Below are 14,162 nucleotides of genomic sequence, written 5' to 3'. Positions count from 1 at the left end.
TTCAGCTCTTGTAGGCAAGCATCTGCGCATCTGTTTGGACAAAAGAAAGCCCTGCCTCGCGGCGAGGGCGGTATTCGTCATTTTTTGATCAAATATAAAGTGATCTCTTCCCGATTATGAAACAATTGCTTCGCTTTATGCAGCGTAAATTCCGTTGACAATCTAGAGATGACATCTCTTATCGTTTGAAGCGGCTTCCGGTGCATGAGCTTAACGGTGATGATGGCTGTAGCGCCCTTCGCAAGGGCAGGCTCCAAATCAAGCACAAGCTTGCACATAAGCATAGGGCTCCAGCTCATATCGCAAACTAGCAAATCGAACGAGCCGGCGTTAAATTTAACTTCCGAAGCATTCCTTTTCAAGTAGGTTAACGTCGGATAAGCCATGAGTGATGGATGCAAATCTGCAGGATCAACCGCAGTTACCCGCAAGCCCCGCTCCAGTAAAAGCGATGTCCAGCCGCCTGGGGCTGCGCCTACGTCAAGTGCATTTTGGAACCCCGCGTAGTTTAGCTTGAACTCACGCTCGGCTTCAAGCAGCTTGAATTTGGCGCGTGATACCTGTCCTTCTTCCCGCTGGAAGCGGACCGCTCCGCCCGGCCAATCCGACATCATGTCCGCAGGTGCGCCGAAGCCGATATATAGCTGGTTTACCGCAGCATAGATCGCAATGATGACCTCTGGCTGCTGTACAACTGGCTCCGCACCAATCTCCTCCAGTACCGCATCAAGCACCGCCTTCGTATCGGCAGCCGAATAAACAAACTCCGATTTTGAAGTGCGCCTAATGTGTACGGCAACACGTTTATTTTCAAAGGTCAGCACGGCATTGCGCACCATATCCGACAATTGCTCTAAATCATTTGCATTTCCGGTAATTTCAATCGTCCGATCCACCGGCTGCACATGCCGCAAAAAGATCGGCTCCTGCTGAAGAATAGCCTGCAGCGTCTCTTCGCGAGTCTGCGGACTCGTCATTAAGAACACTTCTCCCGCAGCAAGCTGCGTAAAAGCCACACCCTCAATCAATCTGCGAAGCTCTTCCATCGCATAAGGTGCATAAGTTTGATTGGCTGTTCCGATCCATTGACTCACGTAGCAAAAACCTCTTTCATAAGTGAATTACCCTGGGGGGTCCCTTGGAGGGACCTTTTTTTACCCCTGCCCCTTAAGGGGTTATCAACCAACCTTCAAAGGCTTTTCAATCAATACCAAACCTTAAAGGCTTTTCGATCAATACCAAACCTTAAAGGCTTTTCAATCAATACCAAACCTTAAAGGCTTTTCGAACCCACCCAAACCCTCCCTTCCAAGGGAGGGCCCCAAGGACTGCGTCCTCTGGACACCTGCAATTGGACTAACGTTTGAGCTCAAAATGATCTCGTGAGATACGTTAGCGGGTGGGGCGCTTTCGTCCCTTCGGGACACGCTTTACTTTGGGTACGTTACCTCAACGCCAAAACACCTGAGTAACGATAGATGTCTAGAGACGCGTGTGAATTCATGCGAGCTAAGCTCGCTTTCGTCCCCTTGGGACACGCTTTAATTTAAAACCTTTTTGAATGAGCTTAACTTCTTTATTAAGCAATGAATAATAGCATTATTTGTATTATAACCGAATTCGTCACATTTCGTGAAACTAAAACTGAAAACATAGTTTCGCAAACTACGATTAGCACCACGAAATGAGATTATTCGATACCGTTGTAGAGCTTTTGAACGCTAATTCTAAAAGGATAAGCGATTCTAACGTTTGTGTCCTGTAAGGAAAACGCTTTTCTATCGCATGAAAGTGTGTCCTGTAAGGACGAAACGATCCAACCAACGAAAAAGGCTTGTCCACCACGGTGTTGCACCAACGTTTAACGGTTTTAAAGGTCACCCGAGTGTATCCCCGTGTAAGCGTGTCCCAGAGGGACGGAAGCGTTCAATGCTCACCCGCTGCTCGCGAGCGCATGACAAACTCCTACGTTAGTCCAGTTGCGGGTGTCCAGAGGGTGCAACCCTTGGGGCCCTCCCTTGGAAGGGAGGGTTTGGGTGGGTTCGAAAAGCCCTTAAGGGTTTGGGTGTATCCTGAGAGGAAAACGATCCACCTGCATAAAAGAGCTTGTCCACCACTGAGTTGCACCAACGTTTAACGGTTTTAGAGGTCACCCGAGTGTATCCCCGTGTAAGCGTGTCCCAGAGGGACGGAAGCGTTCAATGCTCACCCGCTGCTCGCGAGCGCATGACAAACTCCTACGTTAGTCCAGTTGCGGGTGTCCAGAGGGTGCAACCCTTGGGGCCCTCCCTTGGAAGGGAGGGTTTGGGTGGGTTCGAAAAGCCTTTAAAGGTTGGTTTTAAAGCCCTTAAGGGTTTGGGTTTTAAAGCCCTTAAGGGTTTGGGTTTTAAAGCCCTTAAGGGTTTGGGTTTTAAAGCCCTCGAGGGTTTGGGTGTAAAATCCTTTAAAGGTTTGGGCGAAAAATTATCGACCAGCTATTTTATTTATTAGCGCGTCCGGCATTGGACCATTGTGCAGCTGGGTTTCAGCTGGCGCGTTCGTTGAAAGCGTATGGTACATTTGCATACGTCCTGCTGCGCTTGAGGTGTGCAAGTAGATTTGTTCTGGGTAACGACCTGTCTCTACGATATGGCGAACCACCTCGTAGCCTGTAGGCTGGGCCCATCCTAGATCGTAATCCAGTGATAAAATACCAATTGTCTCGAGATCAAGCAGCTGCTTGCACTCTTCTGCATTGCTCGCCAGCACGAAGCCTTTGGGACATACGCGGTAATCATCTAAATAAACATGAATCATGAATGAATCCCCCGTTCAACATCAGATTCAAAGCTTGCTTATTCACTGATCCTTTTGGCAGTCTGAACAAACGAATGCTTTTTTACCAGATACTTCAACTTTCTCGATCACACCGCCGCAGCGCGCACAAGATTGGCCATCGCGCTCATAGACTGAAAAATGCTCGCTATATCCGCCTGTCAGGCTGTCGCCCTCGGCATAAGGCTGCTCTCCCGCTCCGCCTTGTGAAATCGCTTCCTTTAATACACTATGCATCGAATGATATAGGCGTTCCCAAGTATCGCGCTCGAACATCGGTATTTTTGCATCAGGACGCAAAGCAGCGGCGTAACAAATTTCATCGGAATAAACCGCACCGATACCTGAAATAGCATTTTGGTCCATTAATGAAGTTTTAATCGATCCGCGTTTCTTGGCGAAGCGAGTAATGAAACGGTCAATCGTTAGTCTTTTATCCAGTGCATCAGGTCCGAAGCGTCCAAGCTTCTCCTCGACATCCTTCACTGTCAACAGCTGCAAGGCATCAGCCCGCAGACCAACGCAGAACAAAGTCACAGGGCCAAAATGCAGCTTCACTTGCGCTGTACGGGTCGGCTCTTCTTGCTCGCTGCCTTTATACAAATAAGCTCCTTGCCCCAAATGAAGCAATAGTCGCTTACCATTATCCAAATGAAACAATAAATGCAAGCCGCGTCTTTCCACAAACCAAATTACTTTGCCTAAAATGTCACGCTCGACTTGCTCGTCGCTCGCTTGAAACGCTTTTACATTAGATATCTCGACACCGGTAATTTGAGCTCCTGCGAATTGCTCCGCTAATAAAGCTCGATAATTTTCCAGTTCCGGCAGTTCCTGCATGAAGCACGCTTCCTTCCTATATTCTTCGTCTGCTTTGTCTTATATCTCTCTATGGTCAGAAATATACAAACGAAGGTCTTCTAAGTCATTGCATATGATCGTTGGCTTGCAGCCGGCTTGTTCCATATAATAATCGATATTTTGCGCCGTTGTAAGACCTGTTAGAACCAATATCGTACCGCAGCCTGCAGCGTCGCCAAATGCTATGTCCGTTGCCATATTATCGCCAACTACCCATGCTTCGTCAGCCTTTAAACCGAGCTCTCTTAAGGAATAGCTCATAAGAATAGAAGAAGGCTTGCCAATTAGAATAGGCTCTTTGCCTCCTGCCGCCTTAAGCATTGCGCCAATGGAGCCTGCACCTGGAATGAGCCCATCGCTGGATGGCAGCAGCAAATCAGGATTCGTCATAATAAATGTCGCCCCGCTATGAATATAGCGAACTGCTTTCGTCAACCGTTCGTATGTAAACGAGCGGTCAATCCCTTGCAGGACAAAATCCGGCTGCTCCTCCGTCAGCAATAAACCTGCCTCTTGAACGGATTTCCTTAAACCAGCCTCACCAACTACAAAAACGGAAGCGCCGGGCTTTAAGAATGCAATATGCTCAGCTGCCGCTTGCGCGGATGTACAAACCTCTTCTGCGGCAGCCGGTATCCCCATCTTCAACAGTCTTTCAGCCACCTCAGCAGGCGTTGCCGAAGAATTATTAGTTACAAAGCGAAAGGGAAGCTTGGTTTCTCGCAAGTAGGTAATTAATGTGTCTGCACCATCAATGCGATGCGTTCCGTGATATAGCGTGCCATCTAGGTCAATAAGTAATCCGCGCATTGCTGCTTGCTTCACTGTCATAGCGTATGTCCTCTCATGCGCAAACGGCAGCTGCCAAAATCTAGTTGTTAAGCTTATGTTCTCCAATATAAAATAAGCCAATCAATGAAGCTGCAGCTGTCTGCTTTACGCATCTGCTCTATAGTAAGGTTGCCCGTTTACTTGAATTGTTTTTCTGTCTTCCGGCGCAGCCTTGAAATCCGATTCCGCAGCGCTTCAAGCTCCGCTCTTTTTTTGGTGTCCCGGCGAACGAGCATCGAATGATTTGATGCATGCTCAAACGCTAGATTCGCGTGCCCTAATGCAGCGTCATAATCTTTGAGCTTATGCTCGTAATACATCGCAAGCTCAATGCTCGCTTCATGGGCTGCAACACCGAAATGAGTCGAAGAATGAATAATAGCCTTCTGCCACAATAACACAGCACGCACCCAATTTCCAGCCTTCTTGTCACGCTCTGCGAGCATGATTAGCGTTGATGGATTCGCCTGTTCCTCTTTCATGGCCAGATCAAATAATAAGCTGGGAAGCTCGCATTTTCCCATGCGCTCCAGCCACAGTCCTGTACGTACCATTTCTTCCGGCTCATCTGGCAAAGGTATATAAGACGCGAGATTGCCATTTAACAAATGCCCAAACCGAATCGCGAGACAGGCTAGCGAGAGCATATCTATTTCATTATGCCGAAAAACGCCTTCAAGCGGTGCTGGATCTCCATCCGCCAAAAACTGAAAATATAACTGCGGCGCAAGTGAGCCTGGCACATCGTCCTCGCGGTGAATGCCCAGTCTCTCCTCTTCAACATGGCTTAATTTGCAGGAGACGAGCGTATTTTTCCATAAAGACCTCGAAGGATGTAAAAAATCGAGATGCCTCGGTTCCCATAGGTTGCGATTAAGCCCATGCATAATAAACCGATTTTGGACGAGCGGCCAATCAAAGGTTTTGCCGTTGTACGTTGCCAGAAAAGTGAAATGCTTCAGCTTATCCGCCAAATACATCAGCATCGCTCTCTCTTCAGCCGGATGTCTAATCAACGTTTGCTCGATGACAAATTGCCCTTTCGACATATATCCTATGCCAACCATAAAAGGAATGTTACCTGCTCCTACGCCGAGCCCTGTCGTTTCTAGATCGAGAAATAAAATCTGCTCTGCATAGGTTTCACGCAAAGGATGAAACGCCGACAATCCGGATGCCGCCAGGGCCAGCTCTTCAATCGCATGATGACCATGGCGATAATCGATTGGGTAAACCATTTTCCGAAGCAAAAAGCTGCCCGTATCATTCTCCATCAGCTTCACATCGAATGTATCCCATACAGGCGAGAGCTGCTCCTCATCCGCATCTTGCGAGAGTTCCTTCTGCTCCTCGCCCCCAGCGGCCGATGTTTCTATCTGCTTGTCCTTCTCTGTGCTCTCTCCGCGCAGCCGATTCATACGTTCACGCATGCTGCTCATCGTTTACCCTCCCAACGCACCATTTAAAATTGGTCTAGCAGCTGAATGCTTCTGTATTTTCCATTGATGCCTTCTATCTCTGTCCCAATACATGCCGGGCACCCATCCTTGCAGGAACATTTTTGAATTAAATTTTTTGCAGCGTTTTTAATTTCATCGAATCGCTTATAGACATCTTCAGCTAAGCCGATTCCTCCGGGGTAATGATCGTATAGGAAAACGGTAGGCAGTCCGGTATGCGCCGCTTTAATTTGAGATACGACATGTATGTCGCTGCGGTCGCACATGACGAGAACTGGCGCTATATGACGCATGACATTCGCAATTCCAAGCAGAAGCTGCTCCAAGGTTTTCTCCCCTACTTCAGGGTCAACCTGCTTTAATTCCATCCATGCCGCGCTGGTGTGCAGTTCCTCTTCTGGCAAATGGATAGGCCCAGATCCGATATTTTCTCCGCTCGAGAGCTTGATTTTTTTGAAAATAGTAGGCACAGCATTTATGGCGACATCTCCGAAATTTAATGAAGTATGATCTCTGTCCGTCGTTTTATCAATCTGCAAAACCTTTAAATTTACGGCCAAATTGGCATCCGTATAATACTCAACATCCACTTCCCGCACATAAGCCTTCTTATGCTCCCAGTCCAGCTTTTCAACTTGGAATTGTACCCCCTCATGCAAATAAATAGCTTCATCATGCAAAAGGGTCATCGCGCTGAATCGATCCATCTCGCCAATAATCTTAACGTCGGCTACATTGCTTTGATCGATAATAACGACATTCTCTTGTGAAGCGGAGCGCAAACTAATGTTGCTTGCCGGGAATGACTGATTTGCCCAGTAAAAGGTATCGCCGTTGCGATGTAAAATTCTTTCTTCAACTAAATACTCCATAATTTCAATTACATCGACAGGGCCGAATTGCTCTGCGGCTTTGAACGGAAGCTCATAGGCAGCGCAGCGAAGATGATCCACGAGAATTAGCAGATTCTCCGGATTTATCCGAGCCGCTTCCGGGTTGCGATCAAAAAAGTAATCGGGGTTTTGGACGATATGCTGGTCAATTGGGGTTGAGCTGGCTACCATCAAAATAAGAGCTTCACCATGCCTTCGTCCCGCACGGCCTGCTTGCTGCCAAGTGCTGGCTACGCTGCCAGGGTATCCGGTCATGACGCATACCTGCAATTGTCCTATATCTACACCAAGCTCGAGCGCATTTGTGCTCACTACGCCGAGTATATCGCCAGCCCGCAAACCCTTTTCAATTTCGCGCCGCTGATTCGGCAAATAACCGCCTCGATAGCCGCGAATCGATTTTGTGCCAATCTGATTTTTAACGAGCTCTTGGATATGACTCAGAATAAGCTCAACGCGCACCCGGCTTCTAGCAAAAATAATCGTTTGAATTTTGTTTTTCAAAAACTCTGTAGCCAAATGATTGACCTCAACCGTCGCGCTTTTTCTTATATTAAGAGGCTGGTTTACGATTGGCGGATTGTAGAAAACAAAATGTTTTCTGCCTCTTGGCGCTCCGTTGTCATCAATTAGCCGCATCGGCTCACCTGTTAATTGCTCGGCCAACTCCTTGGGATTTGCAATCGTAGCCGACGTGCATATAAATGTAGGGTTGCTGCCATAGAATTTGCAAATCCGTTTTAATCTCCTCAGCACATTGGCGACATGGCTTCCAAATACGCCCCGATAAGTATGCAATTCATCGATCACGATATACTTCAAATTTTCAAAAAGGCTTACCCATTTCGTATGATGCGGCAATATCCCGGAATGGAGCATGTCCGGGTTCGTTATGACAATATGCCCTGCCATTCTTACCTTCTGGCGAATTGCCGGCGACGTATCCCCGTCATAAGTAAAGCTTTTTATGTCTATGCCCATTTCATCTATGATTTCAGTCAATTCGCTTTTTTGGTCTTGCGACAACGCTTTAGTCGGAAAAAGATAGAGCGCTCTACTCGTCTCATCTGCCGCAATCGCCTGTAGAACAGGCAAGTTGTAGCACATCGTTTTCCCGGAGGCTGTTGGTGTAACGGCTACAATATTCTCGCCCTTTTCGACTGCCTTGTAAGCGGAGTACTGGTGCGAGTAAAGCTGATCTATGCCGCGCCTAGCAAGCGCATCGGCTATTCTACCGTCTACCGTTTCGGGTATAGGTTTATATTTGGCGTCTTGTGGTTCAATTTCATGCCAATTCACGATATTCTCATTTCCCCGCAGCTCTTGAATGATGTCTGCCAGAGTCTTCTTTTTGAACATGTCTGATTCACCTCTTTATAACAACCATTTTAGCGAATATTTGTTCGCTTGACTAGATAGTGGGTAATGATGGACAGCATTTAAAAGATAGTCCGGCTTGAAGGAATGGCAATATTCTCCCAAATTGACAGCACCGGCACGAACCGTTATAGTTATGTAAATTATATTTAGATAATTATCTAAATCTCTAACCCATATATAGGTTAATCTGGGAAGGAAGATGTTAATGACAATCAATCTTGCCTTTAAAGCACTCTCTGATCCGACTAGGCGCATCATATTGGATTTATTGCGCGAGCGCGATCTGACTGCTGGGGAAATTGCCGATCATTTTCAAATGACTAAGCCCAGCATCTCCCATCATCTCAGCTTACTAAAACAGGCGGAGCTAGTATGGGACGAACGGAAAGGCCAGCACATTTATTATTCCCTCAACACTACCGTTTTCCAAGACCTGTTAAAATGGTTTGTCTCCTTTCAGCAATCAGATCCGGAGGGAATGAATAGGAATGAAATCTAGCGTATTATCTTGGATCATCATCTCTATTGCCTTGCTCGGAAGCTTCGCTGCTTACCCATACATGCCTGAGCAAATGGCTATTCACTGGAATGTGAGCAATGAAATCAACGGCTATGCGCACAAAGCATTTGCCCTGCTGCTTCTGCCCGCCTTAATGGTCATTCTTGTTGTTGTCATTCCGAAAAAGCAAAACTATCAAATGCACAAATCCAGCATCCATATTGTCCAAAATGTTACGCTTCTCTGCTTGCTTGTCCTGCATAGCGTTACGATTGCTTTTGGATTCGGGGTGTCATTCAATATTGCAAAAGTGATTCTGCCCATGGTTGGCATTTTGCTCGTCGTCACAGGCTATCATATGCCGCGATTCCAGCCAAATAGCGTTATCGGGATAAGAACAACACATACGCTTGCAAGCGAGAGCAATTGGAGAAAGACGCACAAAGGCGCAGCCAAATATTATGTTTTTGGTGGATTGCTAATGATTGCAGCTACATTCGTTCCTGCCCCTTATCATACAATCCTCTTCTTCGGCATTATCGTCATGGTCGTACTGGCATCCGTTTACTTGTCGTTTCACTTTGGGAAAGATAGCAAATAAATAAAACGCGTGGCTTCCAGAGGGCACTGAAAAAAAATTTTTCAGTGCCCTTTCGCAATTTTTATTTGACCTTACTTCGGTGAAAGTGCTCCGATTAACGGAAGTTTTTTCAGCTAAACGGTCTATAAGCCTTCACCTCGGAAAAATAAATGGAGCTTTTCCTGTTGTTTCTACGCAACTAAAATGGTTAGTGACGTTTTGATTATATCTCCCGACATGCCAACGAGCCTTAGAAGCGATTCTAAAGGCTCGTTTACATCTTATTGTTTTATTCGCAAAAAGTGGTTTTTTTACAGGCATCGATCGATAGGTTCATTCAGTTTTTCATTCTTTAGGCAAACCACGGTGGATCTCGATGTGTAGAAAATCCGTAGCCGCTTTTACTTCCGGAAAATATACCGCAGCCTCGGCCTCTAATCGGCTAAGCTCCTCATTGCTGTAACGACCGCTGAAATGCGTCATAACGAGCTGTTTCGCATCCGCTTTTGCAGCAGCCGCAGCCGCCTCTGCTGTCGTACTATGTCCAAACTCATGCGCTTTCTCCTCCAAGCCCGCAGCAAAAGTAGCTTCATGGACTAACAGATCCGCGCCGATTGCCAGCTTATATGCGTTATCGCATGGCTTCGTGTCTCCAAGTATCGTAATTACTCTGCCGACAAGAGAAGGGCCCGTAACGTCCTCAGGCCGTATAATCACGCCGCTTGGCGATGTGACGGGTTCCCCTTGCTTTAGCTTCCCATACAGCGGGCCTGCTTCAAGCCCAAGCTCTTTCAGCTTATGAACAAGCAGCTTGCCTGGCTGATCACGCTCCGTAATGCGGTAGCCAAAGCTGATCACGCGATGCTCAAGCAAGCCAACCTCTACCTTAAACCGATCATCCTCAAAAATAATGCCTTCATCGCCCGATAGCTCATGGATCACAAGCTCATAATCCAGCTGGGTTGCACTTATCGAAAATATCGTATCTATATAACGTTTGATGCCGATTGGACCAAAGAGCTGAACAGGCGTCACTCCGCCATCGAACGAGCGGCTGCTTAGCAAGCCTGGCAGGCCATAAATATGGTCTCCATGCAAATGAGTAATAAAGACAGCCTCCATCTTATTCAGCTTCAGCGGAGTCTGCATAAGCTGATGCTGCGTGGCCTCGCCGGCATCAAACAGCCACCAGCTGCAGACTGGCTCCGGATGCTGCAGCGCAGCAGCCGTCACATTCCGATACCTGGACGGTCTGCCTGCTCCTGTTCCCAAAAACCACATTTTCATAACCTCGACCACCTCACAATTAGCAGCTGCTTGCATTTACTCCCTTAATGGAAACGAAGAGCCCTCTCCAGCTCGTTTTACCGAACGCCAAAGGGCTCTTTGCTCATTATTTAATACACTATAGTTTCTCTACGTTAAAATATTGCGCTTCCGGATGGGCAAATACCATCGCAGATACGGAAGCCTCCGGCTCCATCATACAGCCTTCCGTCAATTCGACGCCAATATCCTGCGGTCTCATCAAATCGAACAATGGCTCCTGATCCTCAAGGTTCGGACATGCCGGGTAGCCGAATGATACTCGAATGCCTTGATAGCGGGCGCCATGGCGCTGCTTCATCGTCATTTCAGCTGGATCTGGATAGCCGCAAATGTCACGCATAATATGGTGAACGCGCTCAGCCATGCCTTCCGCTACCTCAAGCGCGACAGATTGCAGCGCATGCGACCTCAAATAATCGCCGTTATCCTTCCACTCATTCGCCAGCTCGCGTATGCCGTGGCCTGCCGTTACGACTAGGAAGCCAACATAGTCCATTACGCCGCTGTCTACTGATTTCAAGAAATCAGCAAGGCATAGGTAAGGCTCAACCTGCTGGCGCGGGAACGTGAATCGCTTGATCTCCTGCAGCGGATCGACCGGATTGTAAATAATAACATCGTTGCCCGATGATTGTGCAGGGAAGAAGCGATACATACCGTGAGTCTTCACGATACCGTCCGAAGTTCCCTTTTGCAAAATATCATCGACGGTCGCCTTTAGTTGCAGCGCTTTTTCATTTCCTTCTTTGAGCAAATTATCGACATTGCCTTTAAGCCCCAAGTGATGGCCAAGCAGCATCTGCATATTCACATAAGGAATAACATGTGGAAGCGGTACATCGCGAAGCACGTGACGGTCTAGATCCGGCGGTGTAAACACAGGCGCATCCGGCGAAATTTTGGAACGCACGGCACGCGTCAATTCCGGCAACGGCTTCTTCTCTTCCTCTTCCAAGCCGCCAGAAGCTTTGTAGGCAGCCATTTCATCCTCAAGCCGCGAGCGATGTTCCGGATCCATCAGCTTGTTCGCTATATCGAGGCCATCCATCGCATCCTTAGCATATAGGACGAGACCGTCATACTCTGGGCCGATTCTTGTTTTCGTAAATTTCCGCGTCAGCGCTGCGCCTCCGACAAGGATAGGCGCATCAATGCCTGCTGTTCGCAAATCCTGTGCGGTAATGACCATTTGCTGTGCTGATTTCACAAGCAAGCCCGACAGACCGATCGCATCGACCTTCTCGTTGCGATAAGCTTCAATCAACTGCTCTGGCGGTACTTTTATGCCCAAATTTATAATTTTGTAACCGTTGTTCGACAAAATAATTTCAACCAGGTTTTTGCCGATATCATGCACATCGCCCTTAACCGTTGCCAAAATGATTTTACCTTTAACGGACGATTCGTTCTTCTCCATGAACTGCTCAAGGTAGTTTACGGAAGCTTTCATAACCTCTGCGCTTTGCAGCACCTCCGCTACAATCAGCTCATTTCCGTTAAATAAGCGGCCAACCTCTTCCATTCCGCGCATGAGCGGTCCGTTGATGACCTCCATAGCCGAATATTTTTTGAGTGCTTCATCGAGGTCAGGGATCAGACCTTCCTTCGTACCCTCTACAACGTATGAGCCAAGACGCTCCTCCAGCGTAAGATTCGAGATTTTTTCTTTCTTCTCTACTTTCTTGTCGCGGAAAGCGGCAACGAACGCAGCTAGCGTCTCGTCCGTCGTATTGTAAATAAGCTCTTCTGCCAAGCGGCGCTCTTCATCGGGAATCGAAGCATAACGCTCCAGCTTCTCCGTGTTCACGATCGCGTAGTCTAGGCCTGCTTTGGTTGCATGATACAGGTATACGGAATTGAGCACCTCGCGTCCCGCATCCGGCAAACCGAAGGAAATGTTGCTGAGTCCGAGTATCGTTTTGGCGAGCGGGAACTTTTCCTTGATCATCCGGATACCTTCAAGCGTCTCAACAGCCGAACCGATGTATTGGGGATCTCCCGAGCCGACAGGGAACATATTCGGATCAAAAATAATATCCTCTGGATTCATCTTATATTTCTGAGTGAGCAGGTTATAGGATCGCTCGGCTACTTCCATCTTCGCCTCGCGAGTTACGGCTTGACCGCGCTCATCGATTAGAATCATAACGACAGCCGCACCATAACGGTGAATCAACGGCAAAATCTGCTCAAACTTCGATTCGCCATCCTCCAGGTTAATGGAGTTGATAATCGCTTTGCCTTGGGAATATTTAAGCCCAAGCTCAATAATATGATCATAGGTGGAATCGAGCATGAGAGGCGCTTTAATTTTTTTGACGACCTGCGGCAAAAATTGATGTACCGCATAAGCCTCATCGATATCGGTATCCTGCAAGTTAATATCGATAACATGCGCGCCGCCTTTTACTTGCGCTCTAGCGATCTCCGATGCTTCATCAAATTTCTCTTCCTTCAGAAGCCGCTTAAACTTGCGTGAACCGGAAATATTTGTCCGTTCCCCGATCATGATCGGACGGTTCTCCGGCTCGATAAAGACCGTTTCTATACCGGATACGGCGTTGGGATGCGAACCCATTTTTGTACGCGGTGCATACGCTGCCATCGTCTCCGCCATAACCCGTATATGCTCGGGTGTCGTGCCGCAGCATCCGCCGGCAATATTTAACCAGCCCTGCTCAGCAAATGCCGACATCTTCTTCGCGAGCGAATCCGGCGATTCGTGGTAATGTCCGTTCTCATCCGGCAAGCCGGCATTTGGATAACAGCTAATCGCTGCGTTTGCGATTTCACTAAGCGTCCGCAGGTGATCACGCATAAACTCCGGGCCAGTCGCACAGTTCAGACCAATCGAGATCGGCTTCAAATGCTCCAATGAAATGTAAAACGATTCTATCGTTTGTCCAGCGAGTGTTGTGCCCATCGGCTCGATCGTCCCGGAAATCATAATCGGCAGCTCTTTGCCAAGCTTGTCAAACGCATTGCGTATGCCAATGCTTCCGGCTTTTACATTTAGCGTATCCTGAGAGGTTTCGAGCAGCAGCGCATCCACGTCTGCTTCAATTAAAGCAAGCGCTTGCTCATAATAGCTCTCAACCAACTCATCGAAAGTTACGCCGCCGGTAACCGACAACGTTTTGGTTGTAGGTCCGAGCGCCCCCGCAACATAACGAGGCTTGTCTGGCGTGCTGTATTTGTCGCATGCATCGCGTGCAAGCTTGGCGGCAGCCAAGTTGATTTCTCTCGCTTTTTCGGGAATATCGTAATCCGCCAAAACAACGCTAGTTGCCCCAAACGTATTCGTTTCCAAAATATCCGCGCCTGCTTCTAAATATTGCTCATGAATCGATTGTATAACATCGGGACGAGTCAGAACGAGCATTTCATTACAGCCGTCAAGCTCCACTCCGCCAAAATCATCCTCATTTAAATTTGCTTGCTGAATCATTGTACCCATCGCGCCGTCCAAAATGAGTATGCGCTCCTGAAGCATTTGTTGTATGGTCGGTTTCGAC

The 14,162-nt window shown here is 47.7% G+C and carries 10 protein-coding genes; 2 read left to right on the top strand and 8 right to left on the bottom strand.

Annotation, left to right across the window (positions count from 1 at the left end; all coding sequences use genetic code 11):
• Positions 1-77: 77 nt before the first annotated feature.
• The 6 genes from HI950_RS03425 to HI950_RS03400 all read right to left on the bottom strand — a co-directional run bounded on the left by HI950_RS03425 (position 78) and on the right by HI950_RS03400 (position 8,218).
• Positions 78-1,094, bottom strand: coding sequence for a 23S rRNA (cytidine(2498)-2'-O)-methyltransferase RlmM (locus HI950_RS03425; protein WP_317618284.1), 1,017 nt, complete (start codon positions 1,092-1,094; stop codon positions 78-80).
• A gap of 1,369 nt (positions 1,095-2,463) precedes the next feature.
• Positions 2,464-2,796 (bottom strand): cyclic-phosphate processing receiver domain-containing protein, encoded by a 333-nt coding sequence (locus HI950_RS03420; RefSeq protein ID WP_169081586.1) that lies wholly within the window; start codon positions 2,794-2,796, stop codon positions 2,464-2,466.
• A gap of 42 nt (positions 2,797-2,838) precedes the next feature.
• Positions 2,839-3,654 (bottom strand): Fpg/Nei family DNA glycosylase, encoded by an 816-nt coding sequence (locus HI950_RS03415; protein WP_169081587.1) that lies wholly within the window; start codon positions 3,652-3,654, stop codon positions 2,839-2,841.
• 39 nt (positions 3,655-3,693) lie between these two features.
• A complete protein-coding gene (locus HI950_RS03410) occupies positions 3,694-4,506 on the bottom strand; it encodes a TIGR01457 family HAD-type hydrolase (protein WP_169081588.1) in 813 nt (270 codons plus the stop codon).
• Positions 4,507-4,643: 137 nt separating this feature from the next.
• Positions 4,644-5,945, bottom strand: coding sequence for a ribonuclease H-like domain-containing protein (locus tag HI950_RS03405; protein ID WP_169081589.1), 1,302 nt, complete (start codon positions 5,943-5,945; stop codon positions 4,644-4,646).
• A 23-nt stretch (positions 5,946-5,968) separates the two neighbouring features.
• The gene (locus tag HI950_RS03400; RefSeq protein WP_169081590.1) at positions 5,969-8,218 is read right to left on the bottom strand and encodes a DEAD/DEAH box helicase; all 2,250 of its coding nucleotides are present in this window, start codon (positions 8,216-8,218) and stop codon (positions 5,969-5,971) included.
• Positions 8,219-8,444: 226 nt separating this feature from the next.
• On the opposite strand from HI950_RS03400, the gene HI950_RS03395 reads away from it, so the two are divergent.
• Positions 8,445-8,738: an autorepressor SdpR family transcription factor gene (locus tag HI950_RS03395; RefSeq protein WP_169081591.1), complete on the top strand. Its 294-nt coding sequence runs from the start codon at positions 8,445-8,447 to the stop codon at positions 8,736-8,738.
• The gene (locus HI950_RS03390) at positions 8,728-9,339 is read left to right on the top strand and encodes an SdpI family protein (protein ID WP_169081592.1); all 612 of its coding nucleotides are present in this window, start codon (positions 8,728-8,730) and stop codon (positions 9,337-9,339) included. The genes HI950_RS03395 and HI950_RS03390 overlap by 11 nt, the downstream gene beginning before the upstream one ends.
• Positions 9,340-9,663: 324 nt before the next feature.
• Here the strand turns inward: HI950_RS03390 and rnz are convergent, their stop codons facing one another.
• Together rnz and metH are read right to left on the bottom strand one after the other, a co-directional pair.
• A complete protein-coding gene (gene rnz, locus HI950_RS03385; RefSeq protein ID WP_169081593.1) occupies positions 9,664-10,605 on the bottom strand; it encodes a ribonuclease Z in 942 nt (313 codons plus the stop codon).
• 118 nt (positions 10,606-10,723) lie between these two features.
• Positions 10,724-14,140 carry a methionine synthase gene (metH, locus tag HI950_RS03380; RefSeq protein ID WP_411268068.1) on the bottom strand — a complete coding sequence of 1,139 codons (3,417 nt, stop codon included), beginning with the start codon at positions 14,138-14,140 and terminating at the stop codon, positions 10,724-10,726.
• Positions 14,141-14,162: the final 22 nt, after the last annotated feature.

This window comes from Paenibacillus sp. PL91 (genome assembly GCF_012935325.2).
Classification (GTDB): domain Bacteria; phylum Bacillota; class Bacilli; order Paenibacillales; family Paenibacillaceae; genus Pristimantibacillus.
Note: the sequence above shows the minus strand (reverse complement) of the source record. Positions and strands in the feature narration are given on the sequence as shown.